The sequence below is a fragment of the Streptomyces sp. NPDC026246 genome, from assembly GCF_055567995.1.
In genome coordinates this window covers 405,444-424,272 of record NZ_JBVHPJ010000002.1, presented here as the reverse complement: position 1 = coordinate 424,272, position 18,829 = coordinate 405,444, and the positions used below count along the sequence as shown (strand labels likewise).

The window sequence follows — 18,829 nt, the reverse complement described above, 5'->3', positions numbered from 1 at the left end:
GCTGCATGGCGGACACCAAGCGCGAGATCGAGCGGAAGTACGAGGCCCCGGACGGCGGCCTGCCCGACCTGACCGGCGTCGGCGCGGTCGCCACCGTCGTCGACCGGGGGATCACCCACCTCGACGCCACCTACTACGACACCGCCGACGAACGCCTCGCGGCGGCGTCCGTCACCCTGCGGCGCCGCACCGGCGGCTCGGACGCGGGCTGGCACCTCAAGCTCCCGGTCGGCCCGGGCGTACGCGACGAGATCCGGGCCCCGCTGAGCGACACCCTCCCCGAGGAACTCGCCGCCCTGGTCCGCTCCCGGGTCCGCGACGGGGAACTGCTGCCGCTGGTGCGGCTGCGCTCGGACCGCGACGTGCGGCACCTGCTCGACACCGCCGGACGGCTGCTCGCCGAGGTCAGCACGGACGCGGTGCACGCCGAGCGGCTCACCGGCGCCGGGGGAGAGGTGCGGTGGACCGAGATCGAGGTGGAGCTGGCCGACGGCGGCGACCCGGCCTTCCTCGACAAGGTCGACAAGCGACTGCGCAAGGCGGGCGTACGGCCGTCGCGGTCGGCGTCGAAGCTGGCCCGGGCGCTGGCCGACACGGCACCGCAGCGACGCCGTGGCCCGTCCACCCCCGCGGGCGGGCCCGAGACCGCCGGCGACCACGTCCTGGCGTACGTGCGGGAGCAGCGCGACGCGATCGTCGGACTCGACCCGGCCGTGCGGCAGGACGCCGAGGACTCGGTGCACCGGATGCGCGTGGCCACCCGCCGGCTGCGCAGCACCTTCAAGACCTTCCGCACCGTCCTCGACCGGACCGTCACCGACCCCGTCGCCGACGAACTGAAGTGGCTCGCCGGCGAACTGGGCGTGGACCGGGACCGCGAGGTCCTCACCGAGCGGCTCATGGACACCCTGGACGAGGTGCCCGCCGGTCTGGTCCGCGGCCCGGTGAAGGAGCGGATGCTCGCCTGGTCGAAGGCCGAGCACGGCGGCGCCAGGGGCCGCCTCGCCGGTGTGCTCGACTCGCGCCGCTACCTCACCCTGCTGGACACCCTCGACGCCCTGCTCGCCGACCCGCCCCTGCTCGAGGCGGCCGCGAAGAAACCCGGCAAGCCGATCACCCGGGCGGTGACCAAGGACTTCCGCAAGGTCGCCGAGCTGGTCGGCCGGGCCCTGGAGCTGGAACCGGGCACCGAGCGGGACGTCGCCCTGCACGAGGCCCGCAAGAAGGCCAAGCGCACCCGCTACGCGGCCGAGGCCGCCCGTCCGGTCCTGGGCAAGCCGGCCAAGACCCTCACCAAGTCCATGAAGACCCTCCAGAACCTGCTCGGCGAGCACCAGGACAGCGTGATGGCCCGGCAGACCCTGCGCGAGCTGTCGGCCGTCGCCCACGCCGCCGGTGAGAACACCTTCACCTACGGCCTGCTCCACGAGCGCGAGGAGCAGCGCGCCCTGCGCGCCGAGGCCGAACTGCCCGGCCTGTGGGACCGGACCAAGGGCTCGGCCTCGGGGCTGTGATCCGGCGGGCGTACGGAGGTGCTCCGCGCTCGCGTTAGGCTGGATGGTCACCCCTGTCAGTTCAGTCCAGCTCACGAAGGTGCGCGACATGCCTGCCGAAGTCGCTGCGTCGGTCTTCCCGCAGCTCGAAGCTCTGCTCCCGCACGTGCAGAAGCCGATCCAGTACGTCGGCGGAGAACTCAACTCCACGGTCAAGGACTGGGACGCCTGTGACGTCCGCTGGGCGTTGATGTACCCGGACGCCTACGAGGTGGGCCTGCCCAACCAGGGCGTCATGATCCTCTACGAGGTGCTGAACGAGCAGGAGGGCGTCCTCGCCGAGCGCACGTACAGCGTGTGGCCGGACCTGGAGGAGCTGATGCGCGAGCACGGCGTCCCCCAGTTCACGGTGGACAGCCACCGCCCGGTGAAGGCCTTCGACGTGTTCGGCCTGTCCTTCTCCACGGAGCTGGGCTACACGAACATGCTGGCGGCCCTGGACCTGGCGGGGATCCCGCTGGAGTCCCGGGACCGCACGGTCGACGACCCGATCGTCCTGGCCGGCGGCCACGCGGCGTTCAACCCGGAGCCCATCGCGGACTTCATCGACGCCGCGGTCATCGGCGACGGCGAGCAGGCCGTCCTCGACATGACGCGCATCATCCGCGAGTGGAAGGCGCAGGGCCGTCCGGGCGGCCGCGAGGAGGTCCTGCTCCGCCTGGCCAAGACCGGCGGCGTGTACATCCCGGCGTTCTACGACGTGGAGTACCTGCCCGACGGCCGTATCGCCCGGGTCGTGCCCAACAGGTCGGGCGTGCCGTGGCGGGTGTCCAAGCACACCGTCATGGACCTCGACGAGTGGCCCTACCCCAAGCAGCCGCTGGTCCCGCTGGCCGAGACGGTCCACGAGCGGATGTCCGTGGAGATCTTCCGCGGCTGCACCCGGGGCTGCCGCTTCTGCCAGGCCGGCATGATCACCCGCCCGGTCCGTGAGCGTTCCATCACGGGCATCGGCGACATGGTCGAGAAGGGACTGAAGGCCACCGGCTTCGAGGAGGTCGGCCTGCTGTCGCTGTCCTCGGCGGACCACAGCGAGATCGGCGACGTCGCCAAGGGTCTCGCCGACCGCTACGAGGACGACAAGATCGGTCTGTCGCTGCCGTCCACCCGCGTGGACGCGTTCAACATCGACCTGGCCAACGAGCTGACCCGCAACGGCCGCCGCTCGGGTCTGACCTTCGCCCCCGAGGGTGGCTCGGAGCGCATCCGCAAGGTCATCAACAAGATGGTCTCGGAAGAGGACCTGATCCGCACGGTCGCGACCGCCTACGGCAACGGCTGGCGCCAGGTGAAGCTGTACTTCATGTGCGGCCTGCCCACCGAGACCGACGAGGACGTCCTGCAGATCGCGGACATGGCGACGAAGGTCATCGCCAAGGGCCGCGAGGTCTCCCGCTCCAACGACATCCGCTGCACGGTCTCCATCGGCGGTTTCGTGCCCAAGCCGCACACGCCCTTCCAGTGGGCCCCGCAGCTGTCCGCGGAGGAGACCGACGCCCGCCTGCAGAAGCTGCGGGACAAGATCCGCGGCGACAAGAAGTACGGCCGTTCCATCGGCTTCCGCTACCACGACGGCAAGCCCGGCATCGTCGAGGGCCTGCTCTCCCGCGGCGACCGCCGCATCGGCGCGGTCATCCGCGCGGTCTACGACGACGGCGGCCGCTTCGACGGCTGGCGCGAGCACTTCTCCTACGACCGCTGGATGGCGTGCGCGGACAAGGCGCTGGAGCCGTTCGGCGTGGACGTGGACTGGTACACCACCCGCGAGCGCGGCTACGAGGAGGTCCTCCCCTGGGACCACCTCGACTCGGGCCTCGACAAGGACTGGCTGTGGGAGGACTGGCAGGACGCCCTCGACGAGACGGAGGTCGAGGACTGCCGCTGGACACCGTGCTTCGACTGCGGGGTGTGCCCGCAGATGGACACCCACATCCAGATCGGCCCCACGGGCAAGAAGCTGCTGCCCCTGACGGTCAAGAACGCGGCGCCGGCTCCGAGCGGCCACGCGCACTGAGTCCCGCGCCGGGCAACCGGAGCGGGCAGCGGCTGCCGGGATGCGGAGGACCGCGTCCCGGCGGATGGTGAGGGCATGAACCAGCACCATCAGCTCTCCTCCCGGACGATCGACATCGACACCCGCCTCGTGAGGGCCGGTGCCCTGCTCACCGCGGCCGGTGCCGTGGTGGCGAGCGTGGGCATGGCCCTCGGGGCCGTCGCGGTGTTCGCGGCGGGCCGGCGCATGATCCGCACCATGGACGTGCCGCCGTCCCAGCAGGCGGCCGCGAAGTGGCATCAGGCCAAGGAGGCGTCCCGGGCGGGCGTGCAGGCGTGGCACGACTCCGCCTCCCACGCCCACGACGGCTCGCTCACGAACTAGCCGGCGTTCGGCGCCGGACAGCCGGTCCCCGCACCGGCCCCCCGGGGCCAGGTGCGGGGCAGTGCTGCCTGCTGCCGCAACGGTCCGGTGGGCGAGAGCCTTCCGTGCGCCGCAGGCGGGAGGTGAGAGGGCCGTTTCCCTGGGGACCCACTCAACAGGCAGGGTCGGTGACGCTCCCCCGGGGGATCGGCCCGGCCGAGGCTCCCCCGGTTCAGACTGTGTGCCGGGGGAGCCGTCGAAGACCTGCTGCTCGCTGAGGTCGTGGCTGCCCTTGAGGATGCCCCTGGCCTTGGCGGCCATGTTCCGGGCGCACACGCGCCAGTCCATTGTCCCCTCCTCGGGCGACCCGGTTGCCTTGCCTATCGAATTTCGATAGTTTTCCATCGTGGGTCGATCGAGGGAGTGGGCGATGGGAAAGCTGGCCGTGGTGGCGTTGCGCGTGGTGCTGGTGGTGCTGCTCACCGGGTCGTTGTTCGTGCAGGGCGTGATGGTGCCGCTGCTGGCGGTCGACCTGAACGGACTCAAGCCGGAATACGCGTATCTGCGCACACCGATTTTGGTGATCCTCGTCCTGGGGGTACTGACGGCCCAGGTCGTCGCGGTGTGCGTGTGGCGGCTGGTGACGATGGTGCGGCGGGGCACGGTGTTCTCGCACGCCGCCTTCCGGTACGTGCACCTCGTGATGGGCGCGTTCGTCGCGGCCGCGTGCCTGGTGTTCGCGCTGGGGGTCGTCCTCGCCCCGGGTGAGGCCGTCGCCCCGGGAGTGGTGCTGCTGCTGGGCGGCGTCGGCGTGGCCGTGCTGGGGGTCGCGCTCGTCGTGCTCGTGCTGCGGATGCTGCTCGCCCAGGCCGTCGCCCGCGACCTCGAGGCCGGCCGGATGCGGGCCGAGCTGGAAGAGGTCATCTGATGCCGATCGTCGTCGACATCGACGTGATGCTGGCCAGGCGGAAGATGTCCGTGGGCGAGCTGGCGGAGCGGGTCGGCATCACCCCCGCCAACCTGGCCGTGCTCAAGAACGGCCGCGCCAAGGCGGTCCGCTTCTCCACCCTCGCCGCGCTGTGCGAGGTGCTCGAGTGCCAGCCGGGGGACCTGCTGCGCTGGGAGGCGGACGTGCCGGCGGAACCGGCCGTGCCCTGACCCGCTGCATCCGAACGGGGCCCCGAGGCGTCTACGACGGTATGGACCTGGAGAAACCGTCCCGCGAGCAGGCCGCAGCGCGGGTCGAGCAGCACGGGCGGACCGCCGAACCGGCCCGGCGCGCACCGGAGGAACCCGGGGGCTGCCTCGCCGTCGCCGTGCGGATCCCCGTGCGGATCGTCGTGCTCGTGCTGGTCGTCCCCGTGCGCATGGTGTGGGACGCGTTGGCCGTGTCCGGACGGTTCCTGAACGACCTGCTGCTCCGGCCGCTCGGCCGGGCCCTGCTGTGGCTGGCGCGGGCGGTGTTCGTCTGGCCGTTCGTCGGCCTGTGGCGGTACGTGGCCGTGCCGGTGGGCAAGGCCCTGGCCTGGCTGGGGCACCTGCTCGTCGTCGTGCCGGCCGTGTGGGCGCACCGGCACCTCCTCACCCCGCTGGGCCGGGCGGCCGCCTGGGCCGCACGTGGCCTGTGGGCCGCCCTCGGCCGGCTCTACGCCGGGCTGCTCACGCCGGTGGGGCATGCCGTGACGTGGGTGGTGCGGGGGCTCGGTGCGGTCCTCGCCGCCCTCGGCACCGGCCTCTGGACGGGTGTGGCCTGGCTCGCGAAGATCCTGGTCGTGGTGCCCGCCCTCTGGCTGTACGCCTGGGTGCTCGCGCCGGTCGGCCGCGCGCTCGCCTGGTGCGGCAGGGGCCTGGTGTGGCTGGTGAGCACCGTCGTCCGCGGTATCGGGACGGGCCTGTACTGGATCGCGCGCATCCTGCTGGTCCTGCCCGCCCTGGCCGTGTGGCGCTGGGTCCTCGCACCGGTCGGCCGCGTCCTCGCCGTCGTCGGACGCGAGGTGGGGGAGGCCCTCGGCCACGCCTGGCGCGTCGCCGGGCACGTCTCCCTCGCCGTGGGCCGGTTCCTCGCCACCGTCCTGCGGTGGATCTTCGTGGAGCCGGTGCGGTGGGTGTACCGCAGTGTGCTGACGCCCGTCGGGCACGCCGTACGGGACACCGTCCTGCGGCCCGCCGCCGAGGCCGCCCGCGCCGCCGGGCGGACCGCGCGGCAGGCCCTGGCCGCCGCGCGGGAGTCCGCACGCCAGGTGCGCGCCGATCTGCGGCGGACGCTGTTCGGCGGCCCGAGCCGGCCCCGGCCTGTGGCCCGCAGGGAACCTTCCGGGCGCGAGCCGCGTACTCTTGGTAGCAGTACGACCGCTCTCACGAAGGACTGAACGACACTGGGCAAGCGACAGCCCGAAGGCCCGCCGCCCGCACCCGCGGTGCAGCGCATCCGACTGCGTTACACCAAGCGCGGCCGCCTCCGGTTCACCAGCCACCGTGACTTCCAGCGCGCCTTCGAGCGTGCGTTGCGCCGTGCCGAGGTGCCGATGGCCTACTCGGCCGGTTTCACACCGCACCCGAAGGTGTCGTACGCCAATGCCGCACCCACCGGCACGGGCAGTGAGGCGGAGTACCTGGAGATCGCGCTCACCGCGCCGCGCGACCCGGAGCAGCTCAGGGTCCTCCTCGACGAGTCCATGCCCACCGGGCTCGACATCGTCGAGGCGGTCGAGGCCCGCACCTCGGGGCTCGCCGACCGGCTGACGGCTTCCGTGTGGGAGCTGCGGCTGGACGGTGTGGCGCCGCAGGAGGCCCGCCGTGCGGCGGACGCCTTCGAGGCGGCCGCGACCGTCGAGGTCCAGCGACTCGCCAAGAACGGCGTGCGCACCTTCGACGCCCGCTCCGCCGTCGTGCGCCTGGAGGTGCGCGACCTCCCGGAGACCCACGGTTCGCAGGCTGATAGGCCGACCGACCAGCCCTGTGCGATACTGCGGCTGGTTGTTCGGCACGTGACGCCTGCCGTACGACCCGACGACGTCCTGTCCGGTCTCCGCGCCGTGGCCGACCTGGCGCCGCCGGTCCCCGCAGCGGTGACCAGGCTGGCGCAGGGGCTGCTCGATGAAGAGACCGGCACGGTGACCGACCCGCTCGCGCCCGACCGCGAGGCAGCCGAGGCCCCCACAACGGCCGAGGAGACTGCCGCCGCGACGGCGCCGGCGTAGGTACCGCGTAGGGACGGACGTCGTAGCGCCGCCCTCGGACTCGGGAGCCACCTGGGTCGGGCAGCGCACCGACCAGAAGACTTTCGCCAGGCCGTACGCATTCGGCGTACGGAACCGGCGAGACAGGACACGGAGAGCTCCCGTGCGGCGCCCGCGCCCCGGACGGCGGCGACGCGCACAGCGCGAGCCGCGGACGTCACCGGCATCGCCGGGCCAGGCGCGGCGCCCGGGAGCCTGACGGGAGAAAAGCCCGCATGCTCGAACCGACCGAATCCGCAGAGTCCTCGACCGGCTCTGACGAGAACAACAACACCCCCAGCGACACCCTGCCGCCCCGCCGGCGGCGCCGTGCCGCCTCCCGGCCGGCGGGTCCCCCCGTCGGTGGCGCCTCCGACACGACGGCGGAGACCGTCGCGCCGGCCGTACCGGCCGCCGACGCCGACGAGCTGGCCGCCGACGGAGTGGAGTCCCACGAGGTCGAGGCGGCCGCCGCCGAGATCGAGGAGACCCCCGAGGCCGCTGCCGAGGACATCGCACCCCCCGCCCCCAAGCGGCGGCGCGCGGTGCGCCGCGCCTCCTCGCCCGCGGGTTCCCCGGCCGACGCCGAGGCCGCCCAGACCGTGGTGCCCGTGACCTCCGCCGCGGACGCCCCCGTTGCGCCCGAGCCCGCCGCGGCCGCCGAGGTGTCCGAGGAGCCCGCTCCCCGCCGCACCCGGCGCCGCGCCACGCGCACGGTCACCTCGCCCACCGCCGGGCAGGACGGGACCGCGCAGGCCGCACCGGCCGCCGCCGAGCCCGCCGTGGTGCAGGCCGAGTCCGCACCCGCCGCGTCGGACGACGCCGAGCCCGTGGCCGCCGACGCCGAGGACGCCGCTCCGCGCCGCACCCGCCGGCGCGCCTCGCGACGGGTCTCCGCACCCGCGGCCGCGCCCGCCGGTGCGGACGAGGGCGCCGAAGAGGCCCAGCCCGCCGTGAGCGGGGTCCCGGCCGCCGAGCCCGCCCCCGAGGTGGAGGCCGCCGCCGAGAAGACCGCCGAGGCCCCGGCCGCCGAGGCCGACCGGGCCGAGGAGTCCGCCGAGCCGGCCGAGGACGCCGGTCCGCGCCGTCGTCGCCGGGCCGTGCGCCGGGCCGCGGGCGGCTTCGCCGAGCCCGCCCGGCCCGCCAGGTCCGCCAAGCGCGCCGCGCAGTCCGACGCCGGTGCCGCCGACGACGAGAGCGAGGCCCCGGCGCGTCCGGCGCGGCCCGCCGTCGCCCTGTTCCAGGCCCCCGTGTTCGCCGAGCCCCAGTTCCAGACCCCGGAGCGGGCCGCAGCGGCGGCCGCCGCCGAGGCCGCCGGGCCCGCGGGATCCGAGGAGTCCGCGGAGGCCGGGGAGACCGCGCAGGCGGAGGAGCCCCGCGAGGAGCAGTCCGGCGGTGCCCGTCGCCGCCGTCGCCGCCGCGGCGCGGCCGAGGACACCGAGGACCGTGCCACCGAGACCCGGACCGCCGAGCCCGCCGCGCAGGAGGCCCCGGCCGCCGAGGACGAGACGGACGACGCCGACGACCAGGCCGACGACGAGGCAGACGGCGAGGACCACGACGAGTCCGAGGGCGGCGGCTCGCGCCGTCGCCGCCGCCGGGGTGGCCGCCGCCGTCGCCGCGGTGACTCCGCCGACCTCGACGGCGAGTCCGGCGAGACCGGGGACGACGACGCCGACCAGGTCGCCGCCGCCCAGGCCGCGCAGGACGCCGAGGACACCGCCGAGCAGACCGAGGAGGACCGCGAGGACTCCGGGGACGGCGACCGGGACGAGTCGGCCGGAGGCGGTTCCAGCAGCAGCCGCCGTCGCCGTCGCCGCCGTCGCCGCGCCGGTGACTCCGGTGCCGACCCCGAGCCCTCCGACGACGACCCGGAGCGCACGGTCGTCAAGGTCCGCGAGCCCCGCCCCCAGCGCGAGAAGGGCTCCGACGCCGCCGACGAGGTGCAGTCCATCAAGGGCTCGACCCGTCTGGAGGCCAAGAAGCAGCGCCGCCGTGAAGGCCGCGAGCAGGGCCGCCGCCGCGTCCCGATCATCACCGAGGCCGAGTTCCTGGCCCGGCGCGAGGCCGTCGAGCGCGTGATGGTCGTCCGCCAGCACGGCGACCGCACGCAGATCGGCGTCCTCGAGGACGACGTGCTCGTCGAGCACTACGTCAACAAGGAGCAGGCAACCTCGTACGTCGGCAACGTCTACCTCGGCAAGGTGCAGAACGTGCTGCCGTCGATGGAGGCCGCCTTCATCGACATCGGCAAGGGCCGCAACGCCGTGCTCTACGCCGGCGAGGTCAACTTCGAGGCGCTCGGCATGGCCCACGGGCCGCGCCGCATCGAGTCCGCCCTGAAGTCCGGGCAGTCCGTGCTCGTCCAGGTGACGAAGGACCCGATCGGTCACAAGGGCGCCCGGCTGACCAGCCAGGTCTCCCTGCCGGGCCGCTACCTCGTGTACGTGCCCGAGGGCTCGATGACCGGCATCAGCCGCAAGCTGCCCGACACCGAGCGGGCCCGGCTGAAGACGATCCTCAAGAAGATCGTCCCCGAGGACGCGGGCGTCATCGTGCGCACCGCCGCCGAGGGCGCGAGCGAGGACGAGCTGCGCCGCGACGTCGAGCGGCTGCAGCAGCAGTGGGAGGACATCCAGAAGAAGGCCAAGAGCGGCAACGCCCCGACGCTGCTGTACGGCGAGCCGGACATGACCGTCCGGGTCGTGCGCGACATCTTCAACGAGGACTTCTCCAAGGTCGTCGTCAGCGGCGACGAGGCGTGGTCGACGATCCACGGGTACGTCTCGCACGTGGCGCCCGACCTCGCCGAGCGGCTGCAGAAGTGGACCTCCGAGGTCGACGTCTTCGCCACCTACCGGATCGACGAGCAGCTCGCCAAGGCCCTCGACCGCAAGGTGTGGCTGCCCAGCGGCGGTTCGCTGGTGATCGACCGGACCGAGGCGATGGTCGTCGTCGACGTCAACACCGGCAAGTTCACCGGTCAGGGCGGCAACCTCGAGGAGACCGTCACCCGGAACAACCTGGAGGCGGCCGAGGAGATCGTGCGCCAGCTGCGGCTGCGCGACCTCGGCGGCATCATCGTCATCGACTTCATCGACATGGTGCTGGAGCAGAACCGGGACCTGGTGCTGCGGCGCCTGCTGGAGTGCCTGGGCCGGGACCGTACGAAGCACCAGGTGGCCGAGGTGACCTCGCTGGGGCTCGTGCAGATGACCCGCAAGCGGGTCGGCCAGGGACTGCTGGAGTCGTTCTCCGAGACCTGCGTCCACTGCAACGGGCGCGGCGTCATCGTGCACATGGAGCAGCCGACCTCCGCCGGGGGCGGCGGCAAGCGCAAGAAGCGCGCCCGCGCCGGTGCCGCCGACCAGCCGCACGTCCACGAGGCGGCCGTCGAGACCGCCGAGCAGGAGGCGGAGACCGAGGCCGAGGTCGTGGCCGAGATCGCCGAGCCGGCCGCCCTGCCGGAGCCGGCCTTCGAGCCGGACGAGGAGCTGTACAGCAGCGCCGCCGAGGCGGAGGCCGCGGCGGGTCGTGGCAGGTCGCGGCGCCGGGCGAGCCGGCGTGCGTCGGCCCCGGCCGGTGCGCCGCGCGGTGGTGCGGCGGAGTCCAGGGCCGAGAAGGGCAGGGGCAAGGCCGAGCCGGACTCGGGCAGCACCCAGGCGCCGACCGCGCAGGACGTGACCGCCGAGCAGGAGGCCGCCCGGCCGGTGCAGCCCGAGCCCGCCGCCGAGGCGCAGGCCGAGCCGATGGCCGTCGAGGACCCGGTGGTCGAGGCGCCGGTCGCCGAGCAGGCCCCCGTCGCCGAGCAGGCTCCGGCTGCCGAGGAGGCCGCCCCCAAGGGCCGTGGCCGTCGCCGTGCCACGCGCAAGGTCTCCGCTCCGGCCGGTTCGCCGGCGGGTGCCGAGGCAGCCGTGGTGACGGTCGCGGAGACCGCGCCCGCCGCCCCGGAGGCCCCCGCGGTCACCGAGGAGCCCGAGCCGGCCGCGCAGCCCGAGGCGGTCGCCGAGGCGCCCGCCGAGAGCGCCGTTCCGGCCCGTCCGCGGCGCCGGGCCGTGCGCAAGCCCACCGTGTCCACCGCGTCCGAGGAGGCGGCCGTCGTGGTCGTCCCGTCGGCCGCGTCCGAGGAGGCCCCGCAGGCCGCCGAGGAGGGCGCGCAGGAGGGTGCCGAGGAGGGTGTGGAGGAGTCCGCACCGGCCAAGAAGACGGCCCGCAAGACGGCCAAGAAGGCCACGGCGAAGAAGGCCGCCACGAAGAAGACGGCGGCCAAGAAGACCGCGGCCAAGAAGACGACGGCCAAGAAGGCGGCGAAGACCACCAAGACCGCCGCCAAGAAGGCCACGTCGAAGAAGACCGTCGCGGCGGAGCAGTCCTCCGGGACCTCCGTCTCGGCCTCCACCGACGAGGCCTGACCGGCCCGGACTCCCTCGGGGCGGGCGTGATGCACGCGCCCGCCCCGGGGGACCGGACCGGCGTGACCGGTCGCACAGGGGGCCGGCCCGGCTCGGTTTGACCCTTTCGGCCGCGGCCCCGTAACCTTGACCGTCGGCGTGTCGACTGACGCGTCACATCCCCGTAAACCTCATCCTCCAGGGCGCCGGGCGCCCAGGAGAGGCGGCCCGCTGTGTCGGGCTGCTGGCCTGCGGGGGTGCCGTTTCCCGAGCGAGAGAGTGAGTTCCGCTTGTACGCCATCGTGCGCAGCGGTGGTCGCCAGCACAAGGTTGCTGTCGGCGACATCGTTGAGGTTGACAAGATTTCCACTGCCAAGGTTGGCGACACGGTCGAGCTCTCGACCCTGCTCGTTGTCGACGGCGAGTCCGTGACCAGCGACCCGTGGGTGCTGGCCGGCATCAAGGTCCAGGCCGAGGTCGTGGACCACCACAAGGGCCAGAAGATCGACATTCTGCGCTACAAGAACAAGACGGGTTACCGCCGTCGCCAGGGCCACCGCCAGCAGTACACGGCGATCAAGGTCACTGAGATCCCCGCGGCTGCGAAGTAAGGGACTGAGGAGAAATGGCACACAAGAAGGGCGCATCGTCCACCCGGAACGGTCGCGACTCCAATGCCCAGCGGCTCGGCGTGAAGCGCTTCGGCGGTCAGGTCGTCAACGCGGGTGAGATCCTGGTCCGCCAGCGCGGCACCCACTTCCACCCGGGCGCCGGTGTCGGCCGCGGTGGCGACGACACGCTGTTCGCCCTGCAGGCCGGTTCGGTGCAGTTCGGCACCCACCGTGGCCGCAAGGTCGTGAACATCGTTCCGGTCGCCTGATCGGCAACCTTTCGCGAGGCGGGCCTCACTTCCCCCAGGGGAAGCGGGTCCGCCTTTCGCGTGTTACCCAAGAGACATCCCCGCAGTAAGTAGTAACTGGAGGCACATCCCATGACCACCTTCGTGGACCGCGTCGAGCTGCACGTCGCCGCGGGTAGCGGAGGCCACGGCTGTGCCTCCGTCCACCGTGAGAAGTTCAAGCCACTCGGCGGCCCGGACGGCGGCAACGGCGGCCGTGGCGGCGACGTGATCCTCACCGTCGACCAGTCCGTCACCACGCTCCTCGACTACCACCACTCGCCGCACCGCAAGGCCACCAACGGCAAGCCCGGTGAGGGCGGCAACCGCTCCGGCAAGGACGGCCAGGACCTGGTGCTGCCGGTGCCGGACGGCACCGTGGTGCTGGACAAGGCGGGCAACGTCCTCGCCGACCTGGTCGGCCACGGCACCTCCTTCGTCGCCGCGCAGGGCGGCCGGGGCGGACTCGGCAACGCCGCGCTGGCCTCCGCCCGGCGCAAGGCGCCCGGCTTCGCGCTGCTCGGCGAGCCGGGTGACCTGCGGGACGTCGTCCTGGAGCTGAAGACCGTCGCCGACGTGGCCCTGGTCGGTTACCCGAGCGCCGGCAAGTCGTCCCTGATCTCGGTGCTGAGCGCCGCCAAGCCGAAGATCGCCGACTACCCCTTCACCACCCTCGTGCCCAACCTCGGTGTCGTCACCGCCGGTTCGACGGTCTACACGATCGCCGACGTGCCCGGGCTGATCCCCGGGGCCAGCCAGGGCAAGGGCCTCGGCCTGGAGTTCCTGCGGCACGTCGAGCGGTGCAGCGTGCTCGTGCACGTCCTGGACACGGCGACCCTGGAGTCCGACCGCGACCCGGTGTCCGACCTCGACATCATCGAGGAGGAGCTGCGCCAGTACGGCGGTCTGGACCGGCGTCCGCGGATCGTCGTGCTGAACAAGATCGACGTGCCGGACGGCAAGGACCTCGCCGAGATGGTCCGGCCCGACCTGGAGGCGCGCGGCTACCGCGTGTTCGAGGTGTCGGCCGTGGCGCACATGGGCCTGAAGGAGCTGTCGTTCGCGCTCGCCGAGCTGGTCGCGACGGCCCGGGCCGCGAAGCCGAAGGAAGAGGCGACGCGCATCGTCATCCGGCCCAAGGCCGTGGACGACACGGGCTTCACCGTCACGCAGGAGGAGGACGGCCTGTACCGGGTGCGCGGCGAGAAGCCCGAGCGCTGGGTGCGGCAGACCGACTTCAACAACGACGAGGCGGTCGGCTACCTCGCGGACCGGCTCAACCGGCTCGGTGTCGAGGAGGCGCTGCTCAAGGCGGGTGCCCGCGGCGGCGACGGCGTCGCCATCGGCCCCGAGGAGAACGCGGTCGTCTTCGACTGGGAGCCGTCCATGATGGCCGGTGCCGAGATGCTCGGCCGGCGCGGCGAGGACCACCGGCTGGAGGCGGCGCGGCCCGCCGCTCAGCGCCGCAGGGACCGGCAGGCCGAACGCGACGAGGCCCAGCAGGAGTTCGACGACTTCGAGCCGTTCTGACCGGACCCCCGCTGCCGGGAGCCCGTCCGGGCACCGGCCGCACCCGCGGTACTCGCTGCACCCTGTGCAACCCTCCGCACAGCCCTCGGACGCGTCCCCGTCGAGCGCCCGTCAGACCCGCCCCGGCGCATGCCTCTTCCGGCCGCCGGCGGCGGGTCTTTCTTTTTGCCTGCCTGCCTGCCTGCCTGCGTGAGTGTCATGCACGTGTCTGCGCAATTGTCATGCACTTGATTACGTCCGTCCGGACGGACGGCCCCCGGTCCGGTGCGCGCCCCGTCGCCATCACCCTGCGCGGAGACCGCAAGCGGAATTCCCCTAAAGGCCTGATCAGCGCGCTGCATTCGCCCCGGCCGGTTCGCCCGGCGCGTCAACGGACCTGCCACGCAACGGACTTCGTGCGGGGGAATCCCGCGAAGATCGCCGGTCGTCGCCGTCTCGCGCGGCCCGCGAGTCGTAGAAATCTTGTGGAGTTACTCACAGGAGGGCCTCCAAATGGCCCGCACAACCGTCTTACCGATCACCAGCAGTGGGAGGTGAAGGACGGGTTGCGCGCACATAAGCGGTACAGGTCGTTCACCTTGCACTGCGTTAACCGCAAGTGGGACCCTTTTGAGGTTCCCTGTCGTCTCAAGGTAGGTAACCTGTGCCTCAGCACATAGCCAAGCCCCGTACCACCGCGGTGATCCTGGCCGGGGGCACCGGACAGCGGGTGGGACTGTCGATCCCCAAGCAGCTGCTGAAGATCGCCGGCAAGGCAGTCATCGAGCACACTCTGGCCACCTTCGAGAACGCCGATTCGATCGACGACGTCATCGTGCTGATGGCCCAGGGCTACGTGCCGGACGTCGAGAAGATCGTCGCCAAGGCCGGGTTCAAGAAGGTCTCCAGGGTCATCGAGGGCGGCTCCACCCGTAACGAGACCACCGAGCGCGCCATCGCCGCCCTCGGCGAGGGTCTGGCCGAGGGCGAGGACCTCAACGTCCTCTTCCACGACGCCGTGCGCCCCCTGCTGTCGCAGCGCGTCATCGACGACTGCGTGGCCGCGCTGGAGCGCTACGAGGCCGTCGACGTGGCCATCCCGTCCGCGGACACCATCATCGTCACGCGCACGCACGGCCAGGACGGCGAGTTCATCACCGAGATCCCGGACCGGTCCCGCCTGCGCCGCGGCCAGACCCCGCAGGCCTTCAAGCTGTCCACGATCAAGCGGGCCTACGAGGTCGCCTCGGGCGACCCCAACTTCCAGGCCACCGACGACTGCTCCGTGGTGCTCAAGTACCTGCCGGACGTGCCGATCCACGTCGTCGCCGGCGACGAGTACAACATGAAGGTCACCCAGCCCGTCGACGTCTTCATCGCCGACAAGCTGTTCCAGCTCGCCTCCACCGCCGCGCCCGAACAGGTCACCGAGGAGGCGTACCGCGAGCTGCTGACCGGCAGGACCGTCGTCGTCTTCGGCGGCTCCTACGGCATCGGCAAGGACATCGCCGAGCTGGCCGGGTCCTACGGCGCCGAGGTCTACGCCCTGGGCCGCTCCACCACCGGCACCCACGTGGAGAACCCGGAGGAGGTCGACGACGCCCTGTCCAAGGCGTACGCCGAGACCGGCCGCATCGACTACGTGGTCAACACCGCCGGTGTGCTGCGCATCGGCAAGCTGGCCGAGACCGACAACGCCACCATCGAGGAGGCGTTGAGGGTCAACTACCTGGCCCCCGTGCAGATCGCGCGTTCCTCGCACAAGTACCTGTCCGAGACCAAGGGCCAGCTGCTGCTCTACACCTCCAGCAGCTACACCCGCGGCCGCGCCGAGTACAGCCTGTACTCCTCGACCAAGGCCGCCATGGTGAACCTCACCCAGGCCCTGTCCGACGAATGGGCCGGCGACGGCATCCGCGTCAACTGCATCAACCCCGAGCGCACCGCCACTCCCATGCGCACCAAGGCGTTCGGTCAGGAGCCGACGGGCTCGCTGCTGTCCTCCCAGGCGGTGGCCCGCGCCTCGCTCGACGTGCTGCTCAGCGCACTGACCGGGCACGTCATCGACGTCCGCCAGCAGGACCCCACCGCCGGCGCGGCCCGGGCCTCCGGCTTCGAGCAGGCCTTGGCCTCGGTTCTGGACCGGCAGGACGGCGTGTAATAATTGCCGACCGCTAAACCCCGGCAAATCGGGCCTCTGTGCACTCTTGTTGTCCATTCGGACAACAGGCGCGTGCGCAGAGGCCTGCATCCGTACCCCTGGGCAGATTCACAGACCAGCCGCATTCAGTGAGCAAGACCGCACATCCCTCACAAGAGCAGGTTCCTCCGTGATATCCACAGCCATTCGCGTAGCCAGGGTGGGCAGCGCGGCCGAGCTCGCCGCGGCGATCCTCATGGGGGCGGGCTACCCCGCCCTCATGCTGGCCGCGCTCGTGCCGAGCGTGCCCGCCTTCGCGGCAGCGGCCGCCGTGACGTACCTGGCGGACCACTATCTGCACCACAAGGGCAGTTACCTGATCAACCGCCTCGGCAAGGTCCGGGCCGGCCTGCCGATCCGCTTCCTGATCCGGCAACTGCTGCTCGTCCTGCTGCTGGCCCGGCTGTCCCTCGCGGACAACCTGATCTACTACGGGGCGATCGCCTGCTTCATCGCCTTCTACGGTCTGCAGGCCCCGCACGGCGCGCTGGTCCAGCTCATCCGCAACCGCCGCCGCATGCCGGTCGCCACCCGCAACGTCGACCTCGCCTCGCGCATCCGCATCCCCGACGCCCCGCCGCACGTGCTGCTGCACCGTTCCGCCGAGAAGATGCTGCACCTGGACCTGGCGGCGGTCGCCGGCATAGTGGTCGCCGCCCAGGTGAAGTCGTCCCTGATCGGCTTCGTCGGCATCGGTCTCACCCTGGTCCTCGGAACCCTGTACGTCCTCGCCCTCGCGCCCTATGTGCGGGGCCGCCGGATCCCGCCGAACGCCGAGCGGGTGCTGGCCGCCGTCGACGACTGGCTGGGGGAGTACAAGCCGGAGACCGTCCTGTACTTCTCCGGGTCCAAGGACTCCGCGTACCAGGTCAACATGTGGCTGGACACCATGGAGAAGCTCGACACCAGACCGCTGATCATCCTGCGAGAGCGCGTCATCCTCGCGAACCTGGCGCCCACCACGGTCCCCGTCGTCTGCGTGCCCGGAGGGGTGCACCTGATGAACCTGGACCTGTCCACCGTGCGCGTCGCCCTCTACGCGGCCAACGTCGGCAAGAACATCCACCTGCTGCGCGTGCCCACCATGAAGCACGTCTTCATCGGCCACGGCGACAGCGACAAGCTCGCCAGCGTCAACCCGTACAGCAAGGTCTACGACGAGGTCTGGACGGCCGGCCGCGCGGGCCGCGACCGCTACGCCATCGCCGACGTCGGTGTCCTCGACGAGGACATCGTCGAGGTCGGCCGCCCCCAGCTCGCCGCGATCCGGACCTGGCAGGGCGTGCCCGACGACCGCATGCCGACCGTGCTGTACGCCCCCACCTGGGAGGGCTGGGACGACAACCCGGGCAACACCTCGATCCTGCTGGCCGGTGAGAACATCGTGCGCGGGCTGGTCGCGGCCGACCCGCCCGTCCGTGTCCTGTACAAGCCGCACCCGTTCACCGGCACCGTCAGCCAGGAGGCCGACGCCGCGCACCGTCGGATCACCGCCCTGGTCGAGAAGGCCGCCGCCGAGCGTGCCCTCGACGCACGGTTCGTCCCGGACACCGCCGCCCATGCGGACGCCGAGGCCGAACTGCGGCGCGTCGAGGCCCGGCTCGCCGAGCTGTCCGGTCTCGGCTCCGACCGGGTCGACGAGGCCGAGGCCAGCCGGGACGGGCTGCTCGACACCGCCAGGCACGAGGAGGTCGCGCGGCTGCGCGCCGAGTGGAACGACGCCTACTGGCGTTCCTTCCCCTCCTGGGAGCACCGCGTCATCACCGGCGCCGAACCGCCCCTGTACGACTGCTTCAACGTCTCCGACGCGATGGTCTCCGACATCTCCAGCGTGGTGTCCGACTTCATCGCCAGCGGCAAGCCCTACGCGGTCACCGACTCCGCCGAGGTGGGGGCCGAGGAGTTCAAGCGGAACAACACGGCGGTGCGTGCCGCGGTGATCCTCACCAACAGCGCCGCCGGGCTGGACGAGTTGCTGGGTGCCGTCCGCGACCCGGCCGCCGACCCGCTGGCCGAGGACCGCAGGAAGCTCAAGCAGTACCTGCTGGGCCCGGACGAGCCGACCTCCCTGGAGCAGTTCAACACGGCCGTTGCGAACCTGGCGCTGAAGGCCGAGACGCGCAACGTCGGCCTGCGGTCACGGGACGCGGCCGCCCTCGACCAGGCGGAGGCCGAGACGCAGGCCGAGACGCAGGCCGAGACGCAGGCTGCGGCCGAGCTCACCGACGCCGTGCCCGGGCCGCGCGTGCCCGCCGCCGGTGACACCGGCGGAGCCGCCACGGCCTGACCGGCCGCCGCGCCGAGGAGCCCGGCCCCGGGGAAGTCGCCTCGGGGCCGGACTCCTGAGGTCTCCGGCCCCGCGCGCCGTAGGGGGAGGTGACTCGGGAACACCTGGCCGAGGGCGCAGAGCATCGGTCCCGACCGCATCGAGGCCGTGCTTCGACTCCGCGCGGGCCCTGGCGAACCTCGTCGCGGAGCACGTCCCGGCGGTCGGCCGGCGCGACCAGCTCATGGTCCGGCCGTTCCTGCTGCCGCAGTTGCCGACTCGGTCCACCTCGCGGGTCCTCGCGAGGCGCGGACGTTCCCGGGCTACTGGGAGGGTGGTGCCGGCATGGTCGTGCGCCGGCCGTGCGCAAGGCGCGCGGCGTGTGGCGGGCCCGCGGGGCCCGGGCGGCGGCGTGAACAGCGCGACGGGGGCCGCCGG

Annotated in this window: 13 protein-coding genes; all 13 read left to right on the top strand. The window is 72.4% G+C overall.

The genetic code is table 11. From position 1 onward, the window contains the following. The first annotated feature begins 5 nt into the window (after positions 1–5). Positions 6–1,514 (top strand): CYTH and CHAD domain-containing protein, encoded by a 1,509-nt coding sequence (locus ACZ4M5_RS06015; protein WP_467733536.1) that lies wholly within the window; start codon positions 6–8, stop codon positions 1,512–1,514. 88 nt (positions 1,515–1,602) lie between these two features. Then, on the top strand, positions 1,603–3,567 hold the full coding sequence (locus ACZ4M5_RS06010) for a TIGR03960 family B12-binding radical SAM protein (protein WP_467733534.1): 1,965 nt from the start codon (positions 1,603–1,605) through the stop codon (positions 3,565–3,567). A 75-nt stretch (positions 3,568–3,642) separates the two neighbouring features. After that, on the top strand, positions 3,643–3,930 hold the full coding sequence (locus ACZ4M5_RS06005) for a hypothetical protein (RefSeq protein WP_467733532.1): 288 nt from the start codon (positions 3,643–3,645) through the stop codon (positions 3,928–3,930). A gap of 409 nt (positions 3,931–4,339) precedes the next feature. After that, positions 4,340–4,837 carry a DUF2975 domain-containing protein gene (locus ACZ4M5_RS06000; RefSeq protein ID WP_467733530.1) on the top strand — a complete coding sequence of 166 codons (498 nt, stop codon included), beginning with the start codon at positions 4,340–4,342 and terminating at the stop codon, positions 4,835–4,837. Next, positions 4,837–5,067 (top strand): helix-turn-helix domain-containing protein, encoded by a 231-nt coding sequence (locus ACZ4M5_RS05995; protein ID WP_467733528.1) that lies wholly within the window; start codon positions 4,837–4,839, stop codon positions 5,065–5,067. The genes ACZ4M5_RS06000 and ACZ4M5_RS05995 overlap by 1 nt, the downstream gene beginning before the upstream one ends. Positions 5,068–5,108: 41 nt before the next feature. Further along, positions 5,109–6,278, top strand: a complete 1,170-nt coding sequence (locus ACZ4M5_RS05990; RefSeq protein ID WP_467733526.1) for a hypothetical protein — start codon at positions 5,109–5,111, stop codon at positions 6,276–6,278. Positions 6,279–6,326: 48 nt separating this feature from the next. Then, a complete protein-coding gene (locus ACZ4M5_RS05985; RefSeq protein WP_467733524.1) occupies positions 6,327–7,109 on the top strand; it encodes a TIGR03936 family radical SAM-associated protein in 783 nt (260 codons plus the stop codon). A 254-nt stretch (positions 7,110–7,363) separates the two neighbouring features. Next, entirely contained in the window at positions 7,364–11,539 is a 4,176-nt protein-coding gene (locus tag ACZ4M5_RS05980) for an Rne/Rng family ribonuclease (protein WP_467733522.1), read from the top strand. A 269-nt stretch (positions 11,540–11,808) separates the two neighbouring features. After that, the gene (gene rplU, locus ACZ4M5_RS05975) at positions 11,809–12,129 is read left to right on the top strand and encodes a 50S ribosomal protein L21 (protein ID WP_289920160.1); all 321 of its coding nucleotides are present in this window, start codon (positions 11,809–11,811) and stop codon (positions 12,127–12,129) included. Positions 12,130–12,143: 14 nt separating this feature from the next. Beyond that, positions 12,144–12,398 carry a 50S ribosomal protein L27 gene (rpmA, locus tag ACZ4M5_RS05970; protein WP_010041940.1) on the top strand — a complete coding sequence of 85 codons (255 nt, stop codon included), beginning with the start codon at positions 12,144–12,146 and terminating at the stop codon, positions 12,396–12,398. A gap of 111 nt (positions 12,399–12,509) precedes the next feature. Then, complete coding sequence (obgE, locus tag ACZ4M5_RS05965; RefSeq protein ID WP_467733520.1) at positions 12,510–13,946, top strand: GTPase ObgE; 1,437 nt, start codon at positions 12,510–12,512, stop codon at positions 13,944–13,946. Between the two features lie 643 nt (positions 13,947–14,589). After that, positions 14,590–16,086 carry a D-ribitol-5-phosphate cytidylyltransferase gene (locus ACZ4M5_RS05960; RefSeq protein ID WP_467733518.1) on the top strand — a complete coding sequence of 499 codons (1,497 nt, stop codon included), beginning with the start codon at positions 14,590–14,592 and terminating at the stop codon, positions 16,084–16,086. Positions 16,087–16,285: 199 nt separating this feature from the next. Beyond that, positions 16,286–18,412: a hypothetical protein gene (locus ACZ4M5_RS05955; protein WP_467733516.1), complete on the top strand. Its 2,127-nt coding sequence runs from the start codon at positions 16,286–16,288 to the stop codon at positions 18,410–18,412. Positions 18,413–18,829 lie beyond the last annotated feature (417 nt).